Source organism: Streptomyces cathayae (genome assembly GCF_029760955.1).
Classification (GTDB): domain Bacteria; phylum Actinomycetota; class Actinomycetes; order Streptomycetales; family Streptomycetaceae; genus Streptomyces; species Streptomyces cathayae.
The window spans coordinates 2,628,409-2,651,458 of record NZ_CP121682.1 but is presented as its reverse complement, the minus strand read 5'-3'; the positions used below and the strand labels follow the sequence as shown (position 1 = coordinate 2,651,458).

The following is a 23,050-nucleotide window of genomic DNA, read 5'->3' as shown; positions in this document are numbered from 1 at the left end:
GGCGAAGGGGCGGACATGGGCGTGGCGATCCGGACGGCGGGGGACGGAGACCGGGAACTACTGGTCCGGCTTCTGGACGAGGCGTTCCAGGACGACCCGGTGAGCAGCTGGGTCTTCCCCGGCGAGGAGTACCGCCGTACGACGCACCACAGGCTGATGGCCGCCTTCACCGACCTCGTGCTCGCCGAGGGACGCGTCGACGTCACGGAGGACGGCTCGGCCTGCGCGCTGTGGCTGTCGGTGCCGGCGGCCGAGCACGGTGACGGGACACCCGAGGACGACGAGGGGCCGGCCCAGGTGCGCCGTGCCGTCGACCCGGAGAACGATCGGGTGGAGATGATCGGCCGGCTGACGGCGGGCATCCACCCCTCAGGGCGGGCCCACGCGTACCTGTGGATGATCGGCGTGACGCCCGCCCGGCAGGGCGAGGGACTCGGCACCGCGCTCATCGGCTCGGTTCTCGACCGCTGCGACCGGGAGGGGGTGCCGGCCTATCTGGAGGCGAGCAGCGTCCGCAGCCGCGTGCTGTACGAACGCCTCGGCTTCGCCCCGGCCGGCGAGCCCCTGCTCCTCCCGGACGGCCCCCACATGTGGCCGATGTGGCGCGAACCTCGCACTCGTGCGGCCGGCCCGTCCTTCGACCACGCCTGACCGCCCCGCTTCTCCCTTTTTCCGCCTCCCTTCCCGAGCCAGGGACGTTCGGCCCTGGTCACCGGTCCGTGCCCCGGCTTCACTGGCCAGGGACCGGGCCGGGCACCGGAGGCCGAGGACTGTCAGGGGCGAGATGAGTACAACGACGCGTGACGACGGGGCGGGACACGACGGAGGGGCGGTCGGGGAGATCGTGCTGGTCGGGCACGCCGATCTCACCCCGCGCACGCTCGAGCTGGTGGAGTGCGAGCTGCGGCAGCGTCTGGAGGAACGCTGCGCGCCGGGAGCGGCCATGGTGCGGTGCGGGGCGGGAGCGCCGCTGGCGTTCGGCCGCGCGGCGCGTGCGTCGGGCCGCCGCCTGATCGCCGTCATCCCCACGGACAACGGAATTCCCGCCATGCCGCCCAGGCGCGACCGGATGGCCGCCGGTGAGCTGCTGAACCTCGCCGACCAGGCGCGGCTGCTGGAGTACGACCCGTACCACCGTGATTCCTGTGTCGGTGCGGACGAGCGGATGGTCGCCTCCGGCGGCCTCCTCCTGGCGGTCTGGGACGGGTCGCCGTCCAACGGCCGCGACGCCACCGCGCATCTGGTGACGTACGCCCGCGCCCGGGGCATCCCGGTCGAGATCGTCTGGCCCGCGGGCGCCGAACGCGAGGCCGTGCCTGCTGTGCCGGCTGCCGGGTCGGTGCGGACTTCGCGGTGACGGAGTGCGCGCTCGAGTCGGTGCGCGCGTTCCGGAACGGCGTGCCGGTGCGGACGCACAGCAGGAAGCGCGGAACCGCCGACGGACCTACCCTGGGGGACATGGGCAGCAATGAGCCGGTCTGTCCCGCCTGCGGACAGCCAGTGGAGATGGTCGTCCGGCGCCACAAGACGCTGGGCGCATGGGTCCCGACCTGGGTCCATGGACCGTGCGGCAACCGGGAGTGCGAGCGGTGCCCGGACCACGACGCCGTCGCCGGCCCTCCCACCGGACCCCTCCGGACCGAGCCCGCCGAGAACACGGACCCCACCCCGGAACCAGGCCCGCGCTCGACGCCCTGACCCGCGCCCGCGGCTGCCCGCCGAGCGGCGCGAAGACGACCGCCTCCGGCCCGTCCCGCCGGCTGAAGACGACCGCACCCGGCCGTCAGAGCGCCGGGATGGCGGTCTGACGGCCGGGTGCGGGTAGAGGACCGGGCGGCTGAGAACAGCGCTGGTCAACAGGCATGATCGAAGATCAGGCCTTCTTCGTCTCCCAGAAGATCTTGTCGATCTGGGCGATGTAGTCCAGCGCCTTCTGGCCGGTGGCCGGGTCGGTCGAGCCCTTGGCGGCCGACAGGGCCTTCAGGGCGTCGTTGACCAACTGGTGCAGCTCCGGGTACTTCTCGAAGTGCGGGGGCTTGAAGTAGTCGCTCCACAGCACGGAGACGTGGTGCTTCGCCAGCTCGGCGCGCTGCTCCTTGATGACGGTGGCGCGGGCCTGGAAGTGCGGGTCGTCGTTGCCGGCCATCTTTTCCTGGACGGCCTTCACCGACTCGGCCTCGATGCGGGCCTGGGCAGGGTCGTACACGCCGCAGGGCAGGTCGCAGTGGGCGCTGACCTTGACCTTGGGGGCAAACAGGCGGGAAAGCATGGAGCAATCCTTCCTCGTGATCGTCTTCTCACAGGGGACATTACTCCGTGGAGGAGTGGATTTGGCGAGTGCCCCCGGGGGCCTAGGACAAAAGTCGGGGGACAGACTGAGACTGGTGGAGGAAGAACCGGGGAGGTGCCGGGTGATGCCGGAGCTGTCGCAGGACGCCGAACGGGCGGGGGCGCCGCTGCCCTTCGGGGTGGCCGAGGTGACGGGGCCGTCCATGGTGCCCACGCTGCACCACGGGGACCGGCTCCTGGTGCATTACGGGGCCCGGATCAAGCCGGGCCACGTGGTGGTGCTGCGGCACCCGTTCCAGCAGGACCTGCTCGTGGTGAAGCGGGCCGCCGAACGGCGCGAGGGCGGCTGGTGGGTGCGGGGGGACAACACGTACGCCGGCGGTGACAGCACCGATTACGGGGTGGTGCCCGACGATCTGGTGCTCGGCCGGGTCCGTCTGCGCTACCGGCCGCGCAGACCGGGCCGCCGGTCGCCGACGGCGCTGGCGGGCTGGGCGCTGTCGGCGGTGCGGCCGGTGTTCTCCGCCCGCTCGGCCTCCAGGCGTTTGCGGGCACGGTAGGCGGCCACGTTGGCCCGGGTGGCGCAGCGGTCGGAACAGTAGCGCCGGGAGCGGTTGGTCGAGGTGTCGAGGTAGGCGTTGCGGCAGGGCGGAGCCTCGCACAGGCCGAGGCGGTCCACGCCGTACTCGGTGAGGTGGAAGGCGAGGCCCATCGCGGCGATGGCGGCGTAGCCGGCGGTCGCGTTGGACGGATGGTCGGCCAGGTGCATGTGCCACAGCGGCCGGCCGTCGTCGTCACGGACGTCGTGCCCGGAGATCTGCGGGCTCACCGGGAACTCCAGCAGCAGCGAGTTCAGCAGGTCGACGGAGAGGGTCTCGTCGCCGCCGTCCGCCGCCTCGAAGACCGCGCGCAGCCGGGCCCGGACCGAGCGGAACCGGGTCACGTCCGCGTCGGTCGCGCGCCGCGCCGCGGACTGGTTGGCACCGAACAGGGCGCGCACGGCCTCCACCGAGGTCAGGGTGTCCTTGCCCCGGGCCGGTTCCTCGGTGTTGACGAGACGCACGGCGTAATCCGAGTAATAGGCCAGTTCCACTTGTAGTCCTTACGTGGTGGCTTTATGGTCGTGTCAGCGGTCGGGTAACAGGCGATCGCGCTTACAGGGTATTACGTGATGCGGGTGAAGGAGCGGATTCATGACGGACGCGGGCACCGGGACCACCACCGCCGACTGGGCTGCCTGGCAGGAGAGCTGGGACCGGCAGCAGGAGTGGTACATGCCCGACCGCGAGGAGCGGCTGCGGGTCATGCTCGACATGGTGGAGGCCGTCGTCGGCAGCTCCCCGCGCGTGCTGGACCTCGCGTGCGGCACGGGAACCATCACGGCCCGCCTGCTCGCCCGGTTCCCGGACGCCACCAGCACCGGCGTCGACCTGGACCCGGCGCTGCTCACCATCGCCGAGGGCACCTTCGCGGGCGACCCGCGGGTCACCTTCGTGACGGCCGACCTGAAGGACCCCCACTGGCCGGCGGGGCTTCCCCACGACTCCTACGACGCCGTGCTGACCGCGACCGCCCTCCACTGGCTGCACAACGAACCCCTCGCGGATCTCTACGGACAGGTCGCCGGCCTCGTCCGTGACGGCGGTGTCTTCATGAACGCGGACCGCATGATCGACGGGACGACCCCCGGCATCAACGCGGCCGAGCGCGCCCTGCGCCACGCGGGCATGGACCGGGCCAAACGGGACGGCGTCCTCGACTGGGCCGAATGGTGGCAGCTCGCCGCCGAGGACCCCGTCCTCGCCGAGCCCACCGCCCGCCGCTTCGAGATCTACGGCGAACACGCCGACGGCGACATGCCGTCTGCGGCGTGGCACGCGCGCGTGCTGCGCGAGAAGGGGTTCGCCGAGGCCCGCCCGGTGTGGTGCTCCCCCTCGGACACCCTGCTGCTGGCGCTCAGGTGAGCCACGCGGATCCATGGCGAAGGGGCGGCACGGATCTCCGTGCCGCCCCTTCGCCATGGGCCGTCGCCCCGTGCGTACCGTGCGCGGTGTCAGAGCACCTTGGACAGGAACGACTTCGTGCGCTCGTGCTGCGGGTCGGTCAGGACGTCGCGCGGGTGACCGGACTCGACCACCACGCCGCCGTCCATGAAGACCAGGCTGTCGCCCACCTCGCGGGCGAAGCCCATCTCGTGGGTGACGACGATCATGGTCATGCCCGACTCGGCCAGGTCGCGCATGACGTCGAGGACGTCACCGACCAGCTCCGGGTCGAGTGCCGAGGTCGGCTCGTCGAACAGCATCAGCTTGGGATCCATGGCGAGCGCCCGCGCGATCGCCACCCGCTGCTGCTGGCCGCCGGAGAGCTGGGAGGGGTAGTTCCCGGCCTTGTCGGCCAGGCCCACGCGCTCCAGCAGCTGCCCCGCGCGCTCCCGGGCCTGCCTCTTGCTCACGCCCCTCACCTGCACCGGCGCCTCGATGACGTTCTCCAGCGCCGTCATGTGCGGGAACAGGTTGAAGCGCTGGAAGACCATGCCGATGTCCCGGCGCTTCAGCGCGACCTCGCTGTCCTTGAGCTCGTACAGCTTGTCGCCCTTCTGGCGGTAGCCGACCAGCTGCCCGTCGACGTACAGACGTCCGGCGTTGATCTTCTCGAGGTGGTTGATACACCTCAGGAAGGTGGACTTGCCGGAGCCGGAGGGGCCGATGAGGCAGAACACCTCGCCGGACTTCACCTCCAGGTCGATGCCCTTGAGGACCTCCACGGGGCCGAAGGACTTGTGGACCCCCTCGGCCTTGACCATGGGAACGGAGGAATCCCTCACCGATGCGTCCGTCCCGCCCGGCCTGCCGGCCTTGCTCAGCTTGTCGGTCATGCCGCGCCTCCCTTCGGGCGGCCGAGGGCCAGCATGTTGGCCTTCACCTTCTGCCACGGTGTCGACGGCAGCGTACGGGTGGAGCCGCGGGCGTAGTGACGCTCCAGGTAGTACTGGCCGACGCTGAAGACCGAGGTCAGCAGCAGGTACCAGGCCGCGGCCAGGAACAGCATCTCGGCCGGGGCGCCGGAGGTCTGGCCGATGTCCTGGGCGGCGCGGAGCAACTCGGGGTACTGGACGACCGACACCAGCGAGGTCGTCTTCAGCATGTTGATGACCTCGTTGCCCGTCGGCGGCACGATCACGCGCATCGCCTGCGGGACGACGATACGGCGCAGCGTCTTCGTGTGGCTCATGCCCAGCGCGTGCGACGCCTCGGTCTGCCCCTCGTCGACCGAGAGCAGACCGGCCCGGCAGATCTCCGCCATGTACGCGGCCTCGTTGAGACCGAGACCCAGCAACGCCGTCAGGAACGGGGTCATGAAGTCCGACCACTCGTCCTTGTAGAACGGCCCGAGGTTGATGTACTCGAAGACCAGGCCCAGGTTGAACCAGACGATCAGCTGTACCAGAACCGGGGTGCCGCGGAAGAACCAGATGTAGAACCACGCGATCGACGAGGTCACCGGGTTCTTCGACAGGCGCATCACGGCCAGCAGGATGCCGCCGACGATGCCGATCGTCATGGCCAGCACGGTGAGCAGCAGCGTCTTGCCGACACCGCTGAGGATGCGGTCGTCGAAGAAGTAGTCCGGGATCGTGTCCCAGTTGATCTTGCCCTGGGAGAACGCGTACACGACCCCGCCCAGCAGGGCGAGCGCGACGACGGCGGAGACGTACCGGCCGTAGTGCCGGACCGGGATGGCCTTGATGGCCTCCGGGCCGGCCGGCGGTGTGCCGCCCGGCCCCGTCGTCTTGTCGATGTCAACAGTCACGGGTGTTGCCTTTCAGTGCCGCGAGCCCGCGGTCACTTGCCGCCGTTGATGGTGGCCTTGTCGATGGAGCCCTCCGCGACGCCCCACTTGTCCATGATCTTCTGGTACTCGCCGTTCTCGATCAGCGCGTCCAGCGCGGCCTTGAGCGCGTCCCGCAGTTCGGTGTTGCTCTTGGCGACCGCGATGCCGTAGGGGGCGGCCTCGACCTGCTCGCCGACCAGCTCGAAGTCCTTGCCGCCGCCGGAGGTCTTCACGGCGTACGCGGCGACCGGGAAGTCGGAGGAACCGGCGTTGGCGCCGCCCGCACGCAGCCGGGTCTGGGCCTGCTGGTCGTTGTCGAAGGCCTCGATGGCGATCTTCTTGCCGGCCGGGCACTTCTCGTTCTCGGCCTTGGCGAGGTCCTCCGAGACCGTGCCGCGCTGCAGCACGACCTTCTTGCCGCACAGGTCGGCCCAGGTCTTGATGCCCTGGTCGTCACCCTTCTTGGTGTAGATCGACACGCCGGCCGTGAAGTAGTCCACGAAGTCGACGCCCTCACCGACCTTCTTGCCGGTCTCGGCGTCGATGCCCTCCTGGCGGTCCTTGGTGTCGGTCATCGCGGACATGGCGACGTCGTACCGCTTGGAGCGCAGGCCCGTGATCAGGGTGTCGAAGGTGCCGTTCTCGAACTCGAACGTCACGCCGAGCTGCTTGCCCATGGCGGCCGCGAGGTCGGGGTCGATGCCGACCACCTTGCCGGAGTCGTCCTTGAACTCGACCGGGGCGTACGCGATGTCCGAACCGACCTTGACGACGCCCTTGTCGCGGATCGACTGGGGCAGCTTGTCGGCCAGCGGGGCGGCGCTCGTCGACCCGGTGTCGCCGCTGTCCTTGGTCTGGTCACCGCAGCCGGTGACGAGCAGGGTGGCTGCGACCGCGATCGCGCCGACCGCTACCAGTCGGGACTTGGCGGCGGGGGTACGACGGGTGGTGCGTGCGGCCATGGTGGTTCCTCCGGCGGATGAGTGGAATGCCGATGGGTTCGGCCACTGCCGATGGGGACCGGCAGTGCCGCGGGTCGACGAGAGCACACGTCTTCGAGTGTCGCGACCTCGTGTGATGACCGCATCTTGCCATTCGGACTGCTCCATCCAGTGGGGTCGCCATGTCAAAATCGGATAACGGGTGACGCTCGAACCGCACTGATTCGTTCCAACATGGCCGGACGGTCTGCGGGAATGCTCCGTTCCGACCGGAGGATCTTCGGTTCATGACGTGGTATTGGTCGCCCGGCCATGGTGTTTGCCATGTCTCGAGCGTTTGTCAACCATCTGCCGGTGGATTGTCCTGAAATCAGATGATGAACCCCGGCGCCCGCATGTGACCTTTGCGTTATGGACTCGTCGCCGAAGGCGTCCGTCCGGTAAGAAGGTGCTTTACACCCCTCATCCGGGGATCCAGGGCGCGTGTGCGGCGCGCCCGTCGCGTCTGTGCCCGACGCATCAACCCACCGGGCCCTGCGCGGTCCCGCCCGCTCCTCACCCGGAGCGGCAACCCTCAGACCAAGAACGATTAAGGGGTCAACCAAGTGGCAGCGGAGATTGTCAATCCTCGCAGCGACAGCGAAAGCCAGAACGGTCATACGGAACAGGGCGGCGGGGCCGAGCCCCTGGAGTCCATCGACCCGGCATTCGCGCTGCACCGCGGCGGCAAGATGGCTGTGCAGGCCACCGTGCCGCTCCGTGACAGGGACGATCTGTCCCTGGCCTACACGCCCGGCGTCGCGAAGGTGTGCAGCGCGATCGCCGAGCAGCCGGAACTCGTCCACGACTACACCTGGAAGTCCTCGGTCGTCGCCGTCGTCACCGACGGTACGGCCGTGCTGGGACTCGGTGACATCGGCCCCGAGGCCTCCCTCCCCGTGATGGAGGGCAAGGCGATCCTCTTCAAGCAGTTCGGCGGTGTGGACGCGGTCCCGCTCGCGCTGAGCACCACCGACGTGGACGAGATCATCGAGACCGTGGTCCGGCTCGCTCCGTCCTTCGGCGGGGTGAACCTGGAGGACATCTCGGCCCCCCGGTGCTTCGAGATCGAGCGGCGGCTGCAGGAGCAGCTGGACATCCCGGTCTTCCACGACGACCAGCACGGCACGGCGGTCGTGTCGCTGGCGGCGCTGCGCAACGCGGCGCGGCTGAGCGGGCGGGCGCTGGGCGAGCTGCGGGCCGTGATCTCGGGCGCCGGCGCGGCCGGTGTCGCGATCGCCAAGATGCTGGTCGAGGCCGGGATCGGCGATGTCGCGGTGGCCGACCGCAAGGGCGTCCTCTCGCGCGAGCGCGACGACCTCACGCCGATCAAGCGGGAAGTGGCGGAGTTCACGAACAAGACCGGCCTCTCCGGTTCGCTGGAGACCGCGCTGGACGGGGCCGACGTCTTCATCGGCGTCTCCGGCGGCACGGTGCCGGAATCGGCGGTGGCGTCGATGGCGAAGGGCGCCTTCGTCTTCGCCATGGCCAACCCCGAGCCCGAGGTGCACCCGGAGATCGCGCACAAGTACGCGGCGGTCGTGGCCACCGGGCGGTCGGACTTCCCGAACCAGATCAACAACGTGCTGGCGTTCCCGGGGATCTTCGCGGGCGCGCTGCAGGTGCGTGCCTCGCGGATCACCGAGGGGATGAAGCTGGCGGCGGCCGAGGCGCTGGCGTCGGTGGTGGGGGACGACCTCTCCGCCGACTACGTCATTCCGTCCCCGTTCGACGAGCGGGTCGCTCCGGCGGTGACCGCGGCGGTGGCCGCGGCCGCCCGTGCGGAGGGCGTCGCCCGCCGCTGAGACGCGCGGAACCGGGTCGGCCCCGTCCTCGGGTGGACGGGGCCGACTGCTTTTCCCGGCGGCCGGGCGCACCGCGCGGGCCGGGCACCGGGAGGCGGGTGGGGCGCCGGGGAGCGGTGCGGCGTGCCGGCAAGAAGGCGTGTCTCACAGCGCCGCGTTGTTCCGCCGGGGGGACGGGCGGCCTATCGTCAAGGCCATGTTCGCTGTCTACGCCGCCCGAATCGACCGTGACCAGCCGCTTTCCGGTCTGGAGCTGGGAGAGCGTCCTGCTCCCGAGGCCCGTCCCGGCTGGAGCACCGTGACCGTGAGGGCCGCCTCCCTCAACCATCATGACCTGTGGTCCCTGCGGGGCGTGGGCCTCGGGGAGGACAAACTGCCCATGATCCTCGGCTGCGACGCCGCCGGGATCGACGAGGACGGCAACGAGGTCGTCCTGCACTCCGTGATCGGACAGACCGGTCATGGGGTGGGTCCGAACGAGCCCCGGTCGATCCTGACGGAGCGCTACCCCGGCACGTTCGCCGAGCAGGTCGCCGTGCCCACCTGGAACATCCTGCCCAAGCCGAGGGAGCTGTCCTTCGAGGAGGCGGCCTGCCTGCCCACGGCCTGGCTGACCGCCTACCGGATGCTGTTCACCAACGCCGGGGTGCGGCCCGGTGACTCCGTCCTGGTGCAGGGGGCCGGCGGGGGCGTCGCCACCGCCGCGATCGTGCTGGGGAAGGCCGCGGGGCTGCGGGTCTTCGCCACCAGCCGGGACGAGGCCAAGCGCAAGCGGGCCGTGGAACTGGGCGCGGCGGAGGCGCTTGAGCCCGGAGCCCGGCTGCCGCAGCGGGTCGACGCGGTCATCGAGACCGTGGGGGCCGCCACCTGGTCCCACTCGGTGAAGTCGCTGCGGCCCGGCGGCACGCTGGTGATCTCCGGCGCCACCAGCGGCGACCGGCCCTCGCACGCCGAGCTCACCCGGGTCTTCTTCCTGGAGCTCAGGATTGTCGGGTCGACGATGGGCACCAAGGACGAGCTGGAGGACCTGCTCTCCTTCTGCGCCGCCACCGGTGTGCGGCCCGTCATCGACGAGGTACTGCCCATGGACCGGGCGCGGGAGGGCTTCGAAAGGATGGAGAGCGGCGGGCAGTTCGGCAAGATCGTGCTCACGAACCCCTGACGATGGAGTGCGGCCCACCTCACGACGGCCGGTCCGGATCTCCGGGCCGGCCGTCGTTTTGTCAACTGGGGTTGACGCTGCCCCGGTGTCAACATAAGTTGACGTCATGACTGAGGCAACCGACCTCGCCGCGCGTGCGGGCGACCGCGACCCACGGGTCGGCCTGCGGGCCGTCGCCGCGCTGCGCAGGCTGCTGGAGCAACTGGAGGCCGTGCAGGTGCGCAACGCGCGCCATCAGGGCTGGTCGTGGCAGGAGATCGCTGCCGAGCTCGGAGTCAGCAGGCAGGCCGTGCACAAGAAGTACGGGAGGCAGTGATGTTCGAGCGGTTCACGAAGGACGCCCGTGCGGTGGTGAAAGGGGCGGTCGAGCGCGCCGAAGGGACGCAGGCGCGGACCGTCGGCGCCGAGCACCTGTTGCTCGCCCTGCTGGACCGTGAGGGCGGTCGTGCCTCCTTCGCGCTGGCGGCGCTCGGGGCCGACGAACGCAAGGAGTCGGTGCGGCGGGCCCTGGAGGAGGCGCGGCGCCGTGCCGGTCTGTCACGGGCCGAGGCCGACGCCCTTGCGGAGCTGGGGATCGACGTCCGGGAGATCGTCGCCCGGGTGGAGGAAACCCATGGGGTCGGGGCGATGTCCGGCGACCGGAAGGACAGGGACCGGTGGTCGGGGTGCCCCGGCTTCGGCAAGGACGCCAAGGAGGTGCTGGAGAAGGCCCTGCGCGTCGCCCTCGCCCGGCGCGAGCGGCACATCGGGGACGAGCACATCCTTCTCGCCCTGACCCTCCGCCCCGGCGTCCCGGCCGAGGTGCTCGCCGACCACGGGGTGACCCACGAGTCACTGACCAGAGTGCTCGCCGGCCCGGGGGAGGCGTGTGCCTGAGGAGGGCGCGGCCCGTCCGACGGCACGGTGAGGCTCCTCGGCCGTACCACCGGGCCCCGGCCGTACGAGCCGGGGCCGGCTGGCATCGCCGGGGCCCGGCCCGTTGTCGGGCTCAGGGCTTCGGGGTGCGCAGCAGCGCTCCGATCTGGGCTGCCGCTGTGGACAGGTGGTGGCGGGCGTCGCGGAGTTGGTCCGGGGTGATGCCGTGGTCGCGGGTCGCGTCGCGGATGTCGTCCCGGAACCGGTCCAGCAGCCGGTCCAGGTCCCGCGCGGGATCGCCGGTGGAGTCCGTGGCGCCCTCGTGCGCCCAGGTCGGGATGTAGTCGGCCGGGAAGTCCTCCGGGGTCCGGGAGTACGACGGCCCGGACGCCGGGGTACCGCTCTCCGCCTCGGTGCGACCGAAGCCGAAGTCCTTGCCGAACTCACCCACCTCCTTGACCAGTTCCCCCAGCCCTTCGCGCAGGCCGGTCGGCCAGTCGCCGCGTGAGAAGCGGTCCTGCATCTGCTCCTGCACCCGCCGGGCGATGCGCTGCACCTCCTCCTGGGCCTGGGCGGTGGCCCGGTCCTGGGCCTCCTTGGCCTGACGGCGGGCGCGCTGGGCCTCGTCGCGGGCGCGGCGGCTCTCGTCCTTGGCGCGCCGGGCCTGCTCCTTCCACTCCTGCTTGGCGCGCCGCATCTCCTCCTTGGCGGCCTGCCAGGCGTCCTTCTCTTCGGGGCCCGTGAAGTCGCCGGGGCCGGGGCCGGGGCCGGGTTCAGGGCCGGGTCCGGCTTCCGTCCCCGCGCCCCGCCCCTGGCGGGCCTGGCCGGCGGCGGCCCGCATCTCGCGGCGCAGGTCGCCGGCCGCGCCGCGGACGTCGGCCTGGATCTCGGCGGCGAGTTCGGCGACCGATTCCCGGATCTCCAGCTCCAGATCGGCCAGCTCACCACTGCGGTCGGCCAGTTCGGCGCGGCCGGCGTCCGTGATGGAGTACACCTTGCGGCCGCCCTCGGTGGCGTGGGTGACCAGGCCCTCCGCCTCCAGTTTGGCCAGGCGCGGGTAGACCGTGCCCGCCGACGGTGCGTACAGCCCCTGGAAGCGTTCCTCGAGGAGGCGGATCACCTCGTAGCCGTGGCGCGGGGCCTCGTCCAGCAGCTTCAGCAGGTAGAGACGGAGACGTCCGTGAGCGAAGACGGGGGCCATGTCAGAGCACCTTCTTGTCGGTCGTGCCGTCGGTCGTTCCGCGGGCCGTGGCGTCGGCAGGCGCGTCCCGCGGCTCGCTCTCCTCCTCGCGGGGCGGGCGGCGCAGCAGGGCGATGGAACCGGAGACGGTGGTGGCCCGCAGCCTGCCGTTGCCCTCGCCCAGCCGGCCGGTGATCTTGTGGGCGCCCCACTGGCCGTGCACCCGCAGGCCGTCGAAGGCGTTGGAGACGGCGCCGCTCGCCGTGTTGGCCTCGACCTCCGCGTCCGCCGGATCGGGCAGCCGGATCGCGATCTCGCCGGAGACGCTGGCCAGCCGGATGTCGGTGGGGCCCTCGGGAGCGAGGTCCACGATCATGGAGCCGCTGACCGAGTCCGCCCGCACCGTGGGCCCGGACCCGTCGACCACGGTGAGGTCGCCGGAGACCGAGTGGAACCGCAGGGCACCGGTGACGGACTGGGCCTCGACGTTCCCCGACACCGTGTCCGCGCGGACCGGGCCGGAGAGGGCCACCAGAGTGGTGTCGCCGGTGACTCCCCGCACCACCGCCGGCCCCTTGACCCCGGAGAGCACGGCCCCGGCACCGACCACCCCCACCTCGACCCGCGCCTGCGCCGGAACCGCCAGTGAGACCACCGCGCTGCGGTGCCGGCCCCTGCTGTCCAGCCACTTGAGGAAGTCCTTCCAGGGCAGGTCCTCGTAGGCCACCGTGAGGGTGCCGCCCTGCTGGGTGACCACCAGGGGTGGCCCCTCGATCTCGGAGACCTCCAGGCGGGCGGAACCTTCGTCCGTCCCCACCACGTTCACCGTTCCGTTGACGATGCGTATGCGGAGTTCGCTCACTGGCTCGTCGAAGGTGAGCTTCGTGGCCTCCGAGACGGACCTTTCGGACCTTGCGGGCCTTTCGGCCATGGTGGAACCTCCTGAGCCGGACTGCCTGACTGCCGGACGGCGAGGCGACGGGACGGCCGACCGGGAGTGGCGCCGGCGGCGGACGCCCGGCACGCAAGAACCCCGACGCGCCATATCGCGTCTCACGTAATTCACGATATATCGCGGTCGGGGAAAGTCAAGACACTCGTTCTGGTGATCAGTCCTCATGCAGAAGGGGTGAAACGCCCGAGGGGCCCGCGCGGCTGGAAGGCCCGCGTAGCTGGAAGGCCCGTGCGGCTGGAATCCCGCTACTCGTCGTCGTCCTCGTCGTCCAGCCGGGCCAGCCAGGTCGCCAGGCGCTCCACCGGCACCTCGAAGTCGGGGTTGAGGTCGACGAACGTCCGTAGGTGCTCGGCGAGCCACTCGAAGGTGACCTCCTCCTCGCCGCGCCGCTTCTCCAGTTCCTCGATGCCACGGTCCGTGAAGTACATGAGAACAAGGATATGTGCGCGCAAACGGGCCGGGCCGCACCCCCGAAGAGGGGGTGCGGCCCGGCCGGGAACGACCCGTGACGGCGTCGGTCAGGCGTCGAACACCTCACGCACCAGCTGCTCCTGCTCGGCCTGGTGCCGCTTCGCGGAACCGACGGCCGGGGACGAGCCGTGCGGACGCGAGATGCGGCGCAGACGCTCGTCGTGCGGGACGTCGGCGCCGACGGCCAGGTCGAGGTGGTCGATCAGGTTGAGCGCGATGAACGGCCAGGCACCCTGGTTCGCCGGCTCCTCCTGGGCCCACAGGTACTTCTCGGCGTTCGGGTACTTCTTGATCTCCGCCTGGAGCTCGGCACCCGCCAGCGGGTACAGGCGCTCGAGGCGGATGATCGCCGTGTCCGTGATGCCGCGCTTCTGCCGCTCGGCGTCCAGGTCGTAGTAGACCTTGCCGGCGGTGAAGACGACCTTCCTGACCGCGGCCGGGTCGACCGAGTCGTCGCCGATGACCGGGCGGAACTGACCCGTGGTGAACTCCTCCGCCTTCGAGGCCGCCGCCTTCAGGCGCAGCATCGACTTCGGGGTGAAGACGACCAGCGGCTTGTGGTGCGGGTTGTGCACCTGCCACCGCAGGAGGTGGAAGTAGTTCGACGGGAGGGTCGGCATCGCGACCGTCATGTTGTTCTGCGCGCAGAGCTGCAGGAACCGCTCCGGGCGGCCCGAGGAGTGGTCCGGGCCCTGGCCCTCGTAGCCGTGCGGCAGGAGCAGGGTCACACCGGAGGTCTGGTTCCACTTCTGCTCGGCCGACGAGATGAACTCGTCCACGACCGTCTGCGCGCCGTTGACGAAGTCGCCGAACTGCGCCTCCCACATCACGAGTGCGTCCGGGCGGGCCAGCGAGTAGCCGTACTCGAAGCCCATCACCGCGTACTCGGAGAGCAGGGAGTTGTAGACGTTGTACCGGGCCTGCTCCTCGGACAGGTACATCAGCGGCGTGAACTCGGCACCCGTCTCACGGTCGATGACGACCGCGTGGCGCTGGCCGAAGGTGCCGCGCTGCGAGTCCTGGCCGGAGAGCCGGACCGGGACGCCCTCCAGGAGCAGCGAGCCGACCGCGAGGGTCTCGCCCATGCCCCAGTCGATCGTGCCGTCCTCGACCATCGCCGCCCGGCGCTGCAGCTGCGGCAGCAGACGCGGGTGGATGGTGACGTGGTCGGGGATGTTGACCTGCGATTCGGCGATCCGCTTGACGACCTCGGAGGTGACCGCCGTGTTCACCGCCACCGGGAACTGGGCCTGCGGCTCCGAGGGCTCGACGGCCGTCGGCTGCGACGCCGCCTCGCGGACCTCGGTGAAGACCTTCTCCAGCTGGCCCTGGTAGTCCTGCAGTGCCTGCTCGGCCTCTTCCAGGGTGATGTCGCCGCGACCGATGAGGGACTCGGTGTACAGCTTGCGCACCGAGCGCTTCTTGTCGATCAGGTCGTACATCAGCGGCTGCGTGAAGGCCGGGTTGTCCGACTCGTTGTGACCGCGGCGGCGGTAGCAGATGAGGTCGATCACCACGTCCTTGTTGAACGCCTGGCGGAACTCGAAGGCCAGCCGCGCGACGCGGACCACGGCCTCCGGGTCGTCGCCGTTCACGTGGAAGATCGGGGCCTCGATCATGCGGGCCACGTCCGTCGCGTACATCGACGAGCGCGAGGACTCGGGGGCGGCGGTGAAGCCGACCTGGTTGTTGATGACGACGTGGACCGTGCCGCCGGTGCGGTAGCCGCGCAGCTGCGACATGTTCAGGGTCTCGGCCACCACGCCCTGGCCCGCGAAGGCCGCGTCGCCGTGGATCACCACCGGCAGGACGGTGAAGTCCGTGCCGCCCTTGCCGATGATGTCCTGCTTGGCGCGCACGACGCCTTCCAGGACCGGGTCCACCGCCTCCAGGTGGGACGGGTTGGCGACCAGGGAGACCCTGATCTGCTCGCCGTCGAGACCGGTGAAGGTGCCCTCGGCACCCAGGTGGTACTTCACGTCGCCGGAGCCGTGCATCGACTTCGGGTCGAGGTTGCCCTCGAACTCGCGGAAGATCTGCGCGTACGACTTGCCCACGACGTTGGCCAGCACGTTCAGCCGGCCACGGTGGGCCATGCCGATGACGACCTCGTCGAGACGGGACTCGGCGGCCGAGTCCAGAACGGCGTCCAGCAGCGGGATGACGGACTCGCCGCCCTCCAGGGAGAAGCGCTTCTGGCCGACGTACTTGGTCTGCAGGAAGGTTTCGAACGCCTCCGCGGCGTTCAGCCGGCGCAGGATGCGCAGCTGCTCCTCGCGCTCCAGGTTGGAGTGCGTGCGCTCCACGCGGTCCTGGATCCACCTGCGCTGCTTCGGGTCCTGGATGTGCATGAACTCGATGCCGGTGGTGCGGCAGTACGAGTCGCGCAGCACACCCAGGATGTCGCGGAGCTTCATCAGGGTCTTGCCCGAGAAACCGCCGACCGCGAACTCGCGCTCCAGGTCCCACAGGGTGAGCCCGTGCTCGGTGATGTCCAGGTCGGGGTGCTTGCGCTGGCGGTACTCCAGCGGGTCGGTGTCGGCCATGACGTGGCCGCGGACCCGGTAGGAGTGGATCAGCTCGAAGACGCGGGCGGCCTTCGTGACGTCGTCGTCGTGGGAGGCGTCGATGTCCTTGAGCCAGCGGACCGGCTCGTAGGGGATGCGCAGCGCCTCGAAGATCTCGTCGTAGAAGTCGTTCTCGCCGAGCAGGAGGTTCGCGACCGCGCGCAGGAACTCGCCGGAGGCGGCACCCTGGATCACCCGGTGGTCGTAGGTCGACGTGAGCGTCATGACCTTCGAGATGCCGAGCTTGTTGAGGGTGTCCTGGCTGGTGCCCTGGAACTCGGCCGGGTAGTCCATGGAGCCGACGCCCAGGATGACCGACTGGTTCTGCATCAGGCGGGGCACGGAGTGGACGGTGCCCAGGCCACCGGGGTTGGTCAGCGAGACGGTGACGCCGGTGAAGTCGTTCATCGTCAGCTTGTTGTCGCGGGCGCGACGGACGATGTCCTCGTAGGCCTGCCAGAACTCGAAGAAGTTCAGCGTCTCGGCCTTCTCGATGCCCGCGACGACCAGCTGGCGGTCGCCGTTCGGCTTGACCAGGTCGATGGCGAGGCCGAACTTGATGTGCTCCGGCTTCACCAGGGTGGGCTTGCCGTCCACCTTGGTGTAGTGCCAGTTCATCGACGGCATCGCCTTGATGGCCTGGACCATCGCGTAGCCGATGAGGTGCGTGAAGGAGATCTTCCCGCCGCGGGCACGCTTGAGGTGGTTGTTGATGACGATGCGGTTGTCGAACAGGAGCTTCACCGGGAGCGCGCGCACGGACGTGGCCGTGGGCACCTCCAGCGAGGCGTCCATGTTCTTCGCGACGGCCGCGGACGGGCCGCGCAGCGTCACCTGCTCGGGGCCCTGCTTGGCCTCGCCGGAGGGCTGCGCCTTGGCGGCCGGGGCCTTCGCGGCGGCGGGCTTGGCGGGGGCGGCCGGGGCGGGGGCCGGGGCGGCCTTCGCCGGAGCGGGCACCTGCGCCGGGGCCTTGGCGGCCGGCGCCGCGGCGGCGGGCTGCGGGGCGGCGGGCGGCGCGGGCGCGGCGGCCGGCTGGGCCGGGGTGGCCGGCGGAGCCGTCGTGGTGCCCGCGGTCCCCGTCGACGTGTTGCTCACCGGCGCGGAGGCCTGAGGCGCCCCCGGCTTGTAGTCGGCGAAGAAGTCCCACCAGGCCCGGTCGACCGAGTTCGGGTCCTGGAGGTACTGCTGGTAGATCTCGTCGACGAGCCATTCGTTGGCACCGAAGGCCGCAGCGGGGTTCTTGCCCGCTTGGTCGGTGTCGGTCGAGATGCTCGAGTTACTGGGGGACTGTGGCGACACGGCGTCAACCGCCCTCTTCCGCTTCACAAGATGATGGACAGCGGAAATTAAGGCTACGCCTCCAAGAGCGGGAAGGTCAGGTCGGGCCCGTTCAACGTCGTGTAAGTCACATCGTGGAGGGCGTTTCGGCGGGGGAAATGGCGGGAAACAAGCCTGGTTCCACTTCTTCGGGTCGCGTCAGACACATGTCGGGCATGCGTCGACCGCGGCCCGGCGCACTCGCGACCCGGGTCTTTGCCTGATCACACGTGCCCGTCAGGGCGAACGCGTGTGGATCTTGCGGCTCGGTTTCGAACCTTACGTCAACCTGACGTGGGAGAGGCTCCCGGAAGAGTGATAAGAATCCGGCAACCGCGCTCGGATTCGGCCACCCCGATCCGTCCGCCGTGGAGATCGACGGCCCAGCGGGCGATCGCCAGACCGAGACCGGTGCCGCCGTCGCTGCCCGGGCCGTGCGGCAGATTGACGCTGCCGCGGTTGAAGCGCTCGAAGACGCGGTGCCATTCGGTCCGCGGAATACCGGGCCCCTCGTCCAGGATTTCCAGCCGCAGCGAATCCGGCTGCGTTCCGGGCCGCGCCCTGACCGTCACATGGCCGTGCGGCGGACTGTGCTTGACCGCGTTGTCGATGAGGTTGGCGACCACCTGGTGGATGCGCTCCGGGTCGACGTGCGCGGTGAGCTCCGGCGGCGAGACGTCGAGGCGCAGATAGACGTCCGTACGGGTGTGGCTGCCGGAGCCGGTGGCCATGCCCGCGCGCGCGGAGGCGACCATGTTGGCCTCCTTGAGCACGCCGGACAGGTACGGCCACACCTCGAAGCGCTGCCGCTTCAGCGGGACGACACCGTTGTCCAGGCGGGACAGGTCGAGCAGCGTCTCCACCAGCCGGCCGAGCCGCTCGGTCTGCTTCAGCGCCGTGCGCATCGTCTCGGGGTCGGCCTCGGTGACGCCGTCGACGATGTTCTCCAGCACCGCGCGCAGCCCCGCGATCGGGGTGCGCAGCTCGTGCGAGACGTTGGCCACCAGCTCCTTGCGCTGATGGTCCTGGGCCTCCAGCTCGTCGGCCATGACGTTGATGGTCTGGGCCAGGTCGCCCAGCTCGTCCCGGCGGTTCTCCCGCACCCGGCGGGTGTAGTCGCCGTGCGAGATGGACCGGGCCACGGCGTTCATGTCGTCCAGCGGCGCGGTGAGCGAGTGCGCCACGAACTGTGTGATGAGCAGCGTGGCGATCATCGAGAAGACCGTGATGAAGCGCAGCTCGGTCTTGGTGTGCACCGCGACCACCGAGAGACCGGTGGTGATCAGCACCGAGATGACGACCAGCGCGCCCAGCTTGGTCTTGATCGAGAACGGGCGGACACCGCCCCGGGGACCGCGGTCCCCGGGGCCTCTCCGTGCGGCGGGCCCGTCGCTCACGGCGTCGGCGTCTCCAGGGCGTAGCCCACGCCGTGCACGGTACGGATGCGCTCGGCGCCGATCTTCCGGCGCAGCGCCTTGATGTGGCTGTCGACGGTACGGGTGCCGGAGGCGTCCGCCCAGTCCCAGACCTCGGCCAGCAGCTGCTCCCGGGAGAGCACCGCGCGGGGCGTGTTCGCCAGGCACACCAGCAGGTCGAACTCGGTGGGCGTCAGGTGGACGTCATCGCTGTGCACCCGCACCCTGCGCTGCGCGTGGTCGATCTCCAGCTCGCCCAGGCGCAGGATGCCGCTGCGCGGTGTGGTGGCGGCCAGGGCCGCCCGCTCCATGCGGCGCAGCAGTACGTGCACGCGGGCCGCCAGTTCCCGCATGGAGAACGGCTTGGTCATGTAGTCGTCGGCGCCGACGCCCAGGCCGACCAGCATGTCGGTCTCGTCGTCACGCGCGGTCAGCATCATGACCGGCACCGGCCGCTGGGCCTGCACGCGCCGGCAGACCTCCAGGCCGTCGAAGCCCGGCAGCATGATGTCGAGGATCAGCAGGTCGGGCTGCCATGCCTCCGCCGTGTCGACGGCGGACGGACCGTCGCCCGCCGTCTGCACCAGGAATCCCTCGGCACGAAGGCGGGTCGCGATGGCGTCCACGATCGTCGCGTCGTCCTCGACCACCAGGACCCGGCGTTGTGCGCCCGGAGTGGCCGCCGCCGTGCCGTTGTGGGAGGTGTGTGTCTGCTCCATCGCCCGCCCCTGAAGTGTGCTTTCCGGAATCCGTGGGGTGATCCGTTCCTGCGCATGACTGCGATCGGCGCTTGAGTGATCGGCGCCAGGGCAGCAGCGTACGGGGAGGCGCCGTGCCTTTGCTATCCAGGGCGGACGCCGAGGTGTACGACGTCCGGAACGCCCCGGGCAACCGGGACCTCTTCGGTACGCACCTGCTGGAATCCGGCATTACGCAAGGTTTCTTCGAAATCCGGAGAGGGCTTGGCCGACCACACCGCGAGCACCCCGCCGGGGTTCAACACCCTTGCACAGGCCAGGAGTCCGGTGGGGGAGTAGAGCCCTTCATTGCCCTCGGTGACGGTCCAGTCGGGCCCGTTGTCGATGTCGAGGCAGAGCGCGTCGAATGTGTCGGACGTCTCCTTGACGTACGCCACCAGGTCGGTCTCGACGATCGCCGTGCGGGGGTCGGCGAGGGCGGGGGCGGAGACCTCGGCGAACGGGGGCAGCGGGCCCGCGCGGTGCCAGTCGATGACGGCGGGTTCGCGCTCCACCACGGTGATGCGCCCCCAGCGGGGCTGGGTGGCGGCGTGGGCGAGCGAGAAGCCGACGCCCAGCCCGCCGATGAGGACGTGCGGGCCCGGTCGCGGGCCGTGTTTCGCGCGGGTGTCGGCGGCGTCGAGTGCGGCCAGGGCGGCGTCGATCAGCAGCCGCTCCGAACGGCCGTCGGAGGTGTCCATCAGGAAGCAGCCGTTCGCGATGATCTGCAGCAGGTGGCCGTGCCGGCGGAGCGCCACCTCCCCGTACGGGCCCTCGCGGCGGTCCAGGATTTCGGGAATGTCGTACGGGGTGGTCATGCGTTCATCCTGGCAGCACTTCCCGTTCGGGGGGTCGTGCGGGTCGTGCCGTACGGGAGTTCCCTCCGTGGCCCTCGCGGGTGATCGCTGAGGGCGAACATGGTCCGGGGAACATTCGGTGGCTCACCAGCATTGAGTCGGTGTAGCTCAACTTGACTGCCGAAGGGGAGATCATGGCTGCTGAGTCCACACCGCTCGCCCTGCCCGTGCTGCCGCTCGACGACGAGGTCGTGCTGCCCGGAATGGTGGTTCCGCTGGACCTGAGCGACTCCGAGGTGCGTGCCGCGGTGGAGGCCGCCCAGGCCGCCGCCGCGTCCGCGCCGGGCAAGCCCCGGGTCCTGCTGGTGCCGCGTATCGACGGGACCTACGCCGGTACCGGTGTCCTGGGCACGGTCGAGCAGGTCGGCAGGCTGGCCGACGGCGACCCGGGCGCCCTGATCCGGGGCCGGAGCCGCGTGCGGATCGGCGCCGGGACCACCGGGCCGGGTGCGGCGCTGTGGGTGGAGGGCGCCCGGATCGAGGAGACCGTGCCCGACCCCCTGCCCGGGCAGGTCGGCGAACTGGTCACGGAGTACAAGGCGCTCGCCACCGCCTGGCTGCGCAAGCGCGGCGCCTGGCAGGTCGTCGACCGGGTCCAGGCCATCGACGACGTCGCCGCCCTCGCCGACAACTCCGGTTACTCGCCCTTCCTGACCACCGAACAGAAGGTGGCGCTGCTGGAGACCGCCGACCCGGTGGCCCGGCTGAAGCTCGCCACCCAGCAGCTCCGCGACCACCTCGCCGAGCAGGAGGTCGCCGAGTCCATCGCCAAGGACGTCCAGGACGGCGTCGACAAGCAGCAGCGCGAGTTCCTGCTGCGGCGCCAGTTGGAGGCGGTGCGCAGGGAACTGCGCGAGCTGAACGGAGAGGACGGCAAGGACTCCGCCGAGGAGTCCGACGACTACCGGGCCCGCGTCGAGGCCGCCGACCTGCCGGAGAAGGTGCGCGAGGCCGCGCTCAAGGAGGTCGACAAGCTGGAGCGCTCCTCCGACCAGTCGCCCGAGGGATCGTGGATCCGCACCTGGCTCGACACGGTGCTGGAGATGCCGTGGAACGAGCGAACCGATGACAGCGCCGCCGGGCACGACATCCGGGGCGCCCGGGCCGTGCTCGACGCCGAGCACGCGGGCCTGGAGGACGTGAAGGAACGCATCACTGAGTACCTGGCGGTGCGCAAGCGGCGCGCCGAGCGCGGACTCGGCGTGGTCGGGGGCCGCCGCGGCGGTGCCGTGCTCGCCCTGGTGGGACCGCCCGGTGTCGGCAAGACGAGCCTCGGTGAATCCGTCGCCCACGCGATGGGCCGGAAGTTCGTCCGGGTCGCCCTCGGCGGTGTCCGCGACGAGGCCGAGATCCGCGGCCACCGGCGTACGTACGTCGGCGCGCTGCCCGGCCGGATCGTGCGGGCGGTCAAGGAGGCCGGGTCGATGAACCCGGTGGTGCTGCTCGACGAGATCGACAAGGTGGGCTCGGACTTCCGGGGCGATCCGTCGGCGGCCCTCCTCGAAGTGCTGGACCCGGCGCAGAACCACACCTTCCGGGACCACTACCTGGAGGTCGAGCTGGACCTCTCGGACGTCGTCTTCCTCGCCACCGCCAACGTCCTGGAAGCCATCCCGGAGGCGCTGGCGGACCGGATGGAGATCGTCCGGCTGGACGGCTACACGGAGGACGAGAAGGTCGTCATCGCGCGCGACCACCTGCTCCCGCGTCAGCTGGAGCGGGCCGGGCTCGCCGCGGACGAGGTCGGCCTCGACGACGGCGCGCTGCGCAGGCTGGCCGGCGAGTACACCCGTGAGGCGGGCGTACGCACCCTGGAGCGGACCGTCGCGCGGCTGCTGCGCAAGGTCGCGGCCCAGCACGAACTGGGCGAGCGGGAGCTGCCGTTCACCGTCACGGAAGGTGATCTGCGCGGACTGATCGGCCGGCCGCACCACGTGCCCGAGTCCGCCCAGGACCCGGCCGAGCGCCGTACCGCCGTCCCCGGTGTCGCCACCGGGCTGGCGGTGACCGGCGCCGGCGGGGACGTCCTCTACGTGGAGGCGTCCCTGGCCGATCCGGAGACGGGCGCCGCCGGACTGACCCTGACCGGACAGCTGGGTGACGTGATGAAGGAGTCGGCGCAGATCGCGCTGAGCTTCCTGCGGTCGCACGGCGCCGAGCTGGAGCTGCCGGTGGGCGACCTGAAGGAACGGGGCGCGCACATCCACTTCCCGGCGGGCGCGGTGCCCAAGGACGGCCCCAGCGCCGGCGTCACGATGACCGCCGCTCTGGCCTCGCTGCTCTCCGGGCGGCTGGTCCGCACGGATGTGGCGATGACCGGCGAGGTCTCGCTGACCGGGCGGGTGCTGCCGGTCGGCGGGGTGAAGCAGAAGCTGCTCGCCGCGCACCGGGCGGGGATCACCACCGTGATCATCCCCAAGCGCAACGAGCCCGACCTGGACGACGTCCCCGCCGAGGTGCTGGACGGGCTCGACGTCCACGCCGTCACCGACGTCCGCCAGGTCCTGGAGCTGGCGCTCGCGCCGGCGGCGGACGGCGCGGTGCCGGAGGTCCCGGTGGCGGCTTGATCGCCGTCCGCCACCACAAGGGCGACGGCCCGGGTCCCGTGAGGGAGGCCCGGGCCGTC

22 protein-coding genes are annotated in these 23,050 nt (G+C 70.6%); 10 read left to right on the top strand and 12 right to left on the bottom strand.

Annotation, left to right across the window (positions count from 1 at the left end; all coding sequences use genetic code 11):
* The first annotated feature begins 15 nt into the window (after positions 1–15).
* The 3 genes from PYS65_RS11855 to PYS65_RS35185 all read left to right on the top strand — a co-directional run bounded on the left by PYS65_RS11855 (position 16) and on the right by PYS65_RS35185 (position 1,698).
* Complete coding sequence (locus PYS65_RS11855) at positions 16–651, top strand: GNAT family N-acetyltransferase (protein ID WP_279333916.1); 636 nt, start codon at positions 16–18, stop codon at positions 649–651.
* Positions 652–784: 133 nt separating this feature from the next.
* Complete coding sequence (locus tag PYS65_RS11850; RefSeq protein ID WP_279333915.1) at positions 785–1,357, top strand: hypothetical protein; 573 nt, start codon at positions 785–787, stop codon at positions 1,355–1,357.
* A gap of 101 nt (positions 1,358–1,458) precedes the next feature.
* Positions 1,459–1,698, top strand: a complete 240-nt coding sequence (locus tag PYS65_RS35185) for a hypothetical protein (protein WP_387039927.1) — start codon at positions 1,459–1,461, stop codon at positions 1,696–1,698.
* Positions 1,699–1,873: 175 nt separating this feature from the next.
* On the opposite strand, the gene sodN is transcribed toward PYS65_RS35185, so the two are convergent.
* Positions 1,874–2,269, bottom strand: coding sequence for a superoxide dismutase, Ni (gene sodN, locus PYS65_RS11845; protein WP_030928916.1), 396 nt, complete (start codon positions 2,267–2,269; stop codon positions 1,874–1,876).
* Positions 2,270–2,414: 145 nt separating this feature from the next.
* On the opposite strand from sodN, the gene sodX reads away from it, so the two are divergent.
* A complete protein-coding gene (sodX, locus tag PYS65_RS11840; protein WP_279333914.1) occupies positions 2,415–2,849 on the top strand; it encodes a nickel-type superoxide dismutase maturation protease in 435 nt (144 codons plus the stop codon).
* Here the strand turns inward: sodX and PYS65_RS11835 are convergent.
* Entirely contained in the window at positions 2,732–3,382 is a 651-nt protein-coding gene (locus tag PYS65_RS11835; protein WP_279333913.1) for a CGNR zinc finger domain-containing protein, read from the bottom strand. The genes sodX and PYS65_RS11835 overlap by 118 nt on opposite strands.
* Positions 3,383–3,482: 100 nt before the next feature.
* On the opposite strand from PYS65_RS11835, the gene PYS65_RS11830 reads away from it, so the two are divergent.
* Positions 3,483–4,253, top strand: coding sequence for a class I SAM-dependent methyltransferase (locus PYS65_RS11830; protein WP_279333912.1), 771 nt, complete (start codon positions 3,483–3,485; stop codon positions 4,251–4,253).
* 89 nt (positions 4,254–4,342) lie between these two features.
* On the opposite strand, the gene PYS65_RS11825 is transcribed toward PYS65_RS11830, so the two are convergent.
* The 3 genes from PYS65_RS11825 to PYS65_RS11815 form a co-directional block, all read right to left on the bottom strand.
* Positions 4,343–5,095 (bottom strand): amino acid ABC transporter ATP-binding protein, encoded by a 753-nt coding sequence (locus PYS65_RS11825; protein WP_279337923.1) that lies wholly within the window; start codon positions 5,093–5,095, stop codon positions 4,343–4,345.
* 68 nt (positions 5,096–5,163) lie between these two features.
* The gene (locus PYS65_RS11820) at positions 5,164–6,102 is read right to left on the bottom strand and encodes an amino acid ABC transporter permease (protein WP_279333911.1); all 939 of its coding nucleotides are present in this window, start codon (positions 6,100–6,102) and stop codon (positions 5,164–5,166) included.
* Positions 6,103–6,134: 32 nt separating this feature from the next.
* Entirely contained in the window at positions 6,135–7,085 is a 951-nt protein-coding gene (locus PYS65_RS11815; protein ID WP_279333910.1) for an ABC transporter substrate-binding protein, read from the bottom strand.
* 584 nt (positions 7,086–7,669) lie between these two features.
* Between PYS65_RS11815 and PYS65_RS11810 the strand changes: the two genes are divergently transcribed.
* The 4 genes from PYS65_RS11810 (at position 7,670) to PYS65_RS11795 (ending at position 10,946) form a co-directional block, all read left to right on the top strand.
* The gene (locus PYS65_RS11810) at positions 7,670–8,908 is read left to right on the top strand and encodes an NAD(P)-dependent malic enzyme (RefSeq protein WP_279333909.1); all 1,239 of its coding nucleotides are present in this window, start codon (positions 7,670–7,672) and stop codon (positions 8,906–8,908) included.
* Between the two features lie 196 nt (positions 8,909–9,104).
* Positions 9,105–10,070, top strand: coding sequence for a zinc-binding dehydrogenase (locus PYS65_RS11805; RefSeq protein ID WP_279333908.1), 966 nt, complete (start codon positions 9,105–9,107; stop codon positions 10,068–10,070).
* Between the two features lie 106 nt (positions 10,071–10,176).
* The gene (locus PYS65_RS11800; protein WP_279333907.1) at positions 10,177–10,386 is read left to right on the top strand and encodes a helix-turn-helix domain-containing protein; all 210 of its coding nucleotides are present in this window, start codon (positions 10,177–10,179) and stop codon (positions 10,384–10,386) included.
* The gene (locus PYS65_RS11795) at positions 10,386–10,946 is read left to right on the top strand and encodes a Clp protease N-terminal domain-containing protein (RefSeq protein WP_279333906.1); all 561 of its coding nucleotides are present in this window, start codon (positions 10,386–10,388) and stop codon (positions 10,944–10,946) included. Before PYS65_RS11800 ends, PYS65_RS11795 begins: the two co-directional genes overlap by 1 nt.
* Positions 10,947–11,058: 112 nt before the next feature.
* Here the strand turns inward: PYS65_RS11795 and PYS65_RS11790 are convergent, their stop codons facing one another.
* The 7 genes from PYS65_RS11790 to PYS65_RS11760 all read right to left on the bottom strand — a co-directional run bounded on the left by PYS65_RS11790 (position 11,059) and on the right by PYS65_RS11760 (position 20,385).
* On the bottom strand, positions 11,059–12,126 hold the full coding sequence (locus PYS65_RS11790; RefSeq protein ID WP_279333905.1) for a PadR family transcriptional regulator: 1,068 nt from the start codon (positions 12,124–12,126) through the stop codon (positions 11,059–11,061).
* Between the two features lies 1 nt (position 12,127).
* Positions 12,128–13,036 (bottom strand): DUF4097 family beta strand repeat-containing protein, encoded by a 909-nt coding sequence (locus PYS65_RS11785; RefSeq protein WP_279333904.1) that lies wholly within the window; start codon positions 13,034–13,036, stop codon positions 12,128–12,130.
* A 269-nt stretch (positions 13,037–13,305) separates the two neighbouring features.
* Complete coding sequence (locus PYS65_RS11780; protein WP_279333903.1) at positions 13,306–13,488, bottom strand: DUF6104 family protein; 183 nt, start codon at positions 13,486–13,488, stop codon at positions 13,306–13,308.
* A gap of 90 nt (positions 13,489–13,578) precedes the next feature.
* Positions 13,579–17,397 (bottom strand): multifunctional oxoglutarate decarboxylase/oxoglutarate dehydrogenase thiamine pyrophosphate-binding subunit/dihydrolipoyllysine-residue succinyltransferase subunit, encoded by a 3,819-nt coding sequence (locus PYS65_RS11775; RefSeq protein ID WP_279333902.1) that lies wholly within the window; start codon positions 17,395–17,397, stop codon positions 13,579–13,581.
* A gap of 302 nt (positions 17,398–17,699) precedes the next feature.
* Positions 17,700–18,812, bottom strand: a complete 1,113-nt coding sequence (locus PYS65_RS11770; RefSeq protein WP_279333901.1) for a HAMP domain-containing sensor histidine kinase — start codon at positions 18,810–18,812, stop codon at positions 17,700–17,702.
* Positions 18,809–19,549, bottom strand: a complete 741-nt coding sequence (locus PYS65_RS11765; RefSeq protein ID WP_279333900.1) for a response regulator transcription factor — start codon at positions 19,547–19,549, stop codon at positions 18,809–18,811. The genes PYS65_RS11770 and PYS65_RS11765 overlap by 4 nt, the downstream gene beginning before the upstream one ends.
* A 122-nt stretch (positions 19,550–19,671) precedes the next feature.
* The gene (locus PYS65_RS11760; protein WP_279333899.1) at positions 19,672–20,385 is read right to left on the bottom strand and encodes a spermine/spermidine synthase domain-containing protein; all 714 of its coding nucleotides are present in this window, start codon (positions 20,383–20,385) and stop codon (positions 19,672–19,674) included.
* Between the two features lie 173 nt (positions 20,386–20,558).
* On the opposite strand from PYS65_RS11760, the gene lon reads away from it, so the two are divergent.
* Positions 20,559–22,991, top strand: a complete 2,433-nt coding sequence (gene lon, locus PYS65_RS11755; RefSeq protein ID WP_279333898.1) for an endopeptidase La — start codon at positions 20,559–20,561, stop codon at positions 22,989–22,991.
* Positions 22,992–23,050: the final 59 nt, after the last annotated feature.

What these genes read in the sequence shown, in the direction of transcription:
- PYS65_RS11855 (WP_279333916.1), top strand. Translation starts at nt 16, where the DNA reads ATGGGCGTGGCGATCCGGACGGCGGGGGACGGAGACCGGGAACTACTG.
- PYS65_RS11850 (WP_279333915.1), top strand. Translation starts at nt 785, where the DNA reads ATGAGTACAACGACGCGTGACGACGGGGCGGGACACGACGGAGGGGCG.
- PYS65_RS35185 (WP_387039927.1), top strand. Translation starts at nt 1,459, where the DNA reads ATGGGCAGCAATGAGCCGGTCTGTCCCGCCTGCGGACAGCCAGTGGAG.
- sodN (WP_030928916.1), bottom strand. Translation starts at nt 2,269, where the DNA reads ATGCTTTCCCGCCTGTTTGCCCCCAAGGTCAAGGTCAGCGCCCACTGC.
- sodX (WP_279333914.1), top strand. Translation starts at nt 2,415, where the DNA reads ATGCCGGAGCTGTCGCAGGACGCCGAACGGGCGGGGGCGCCGCTGCCC.
- PYS65_RS11830 (WP_279333912.1), top strand. Translation starts at nt 3,483, where the DNA reads ATGACGGACGCGGGCACCGGGACCACCACCGCCGACTGGGCTGCCTGG.
- PYS65_RS11825 (WP_279337923.1), bottom strand. Translation starts at nt 5,095, where the DNA reads ATGGTCAAGGCCGAGGGGGTCCACAAGTCCTTCGGCCCCGTGGAGGTC.
- PYS65_RS11815 (WP_279333910.1), bottom strand. Translation starts at nt 7,085, where the DNA reads ATGGCCGCACGCACCACCCGTCGTACCCCCGCCGCCAAGTCCCGACTG.
- PYS65_RS11805 (WP_279333908.1), top strand. Translation starts at nt 9,105, where the DNA reads ATGTTCGCTGTCTACGCCGCCCGAATCGACCGTGACCAGCCGCTTTCC.
- PYS65_RS11800 (WP_279333907.1), top strand. Translation starts at nt 10,177, where the DNA reads ATGACTGAGGCAACCGACCTCGCCGCGCGTGCGGGCGACCGCGACCCA.
- PYS65_RS11795 (WP_279333906.1), top strand. Translation starts at nt 10,386, where the DNA reads ATGTTCGAGCGGTTCACGAAGGACGCCCGTGCGGTGGTGAAAGGGGCG.
- PYS65_RS11790 (WP_279333905.1), bottom strand. Translation starts at nt 12,126, where the DNA reads ATGGCCCCCGTCTTCGCTCACGGACGTCTCCGTCTCTACCTGCTGAAG.
- PYS65_RS11785 (WP_279333904.1), bottom strand. Translation starts at nt 13,036, where the DNA reads ATGGCCGAAAGGCCCGCAAGGTCCGAAAGGTCCGTCTCGGAGGCCACG.
- PYS65_RS11780 (WP_279333903.1), bottom strand. Translation starts at nt 13,488, where the DNA reads ATGTACTTCACGGACCGTGGCATCGAGGAACTGGAGAAGCGGCGCGGC.
- PYS65_RS11765 (WP_279333900.1), bottom strand. Translation starts at nt 19,549, where the DNA reads ATGGAGCAGACACACACCTCCCACAACGGCACGGCGGCGGCCACTCCG.
- PYS65_RS11760 (WP_279333899.1), bottom strand. Translation starts at nt 20,385, where the DNA reads ATGACCACCCCGTACGACATTCCCGAAATCCTGGACCGCCGCGAGGGC.
- lon (WP_279333898.1), top strand. Translation starts at nt 20,559, where the DNA reads ATGGCTGCTGAGTCCACACCGCTCGCCCTGCCCGTGCTGCCGCTCGAC.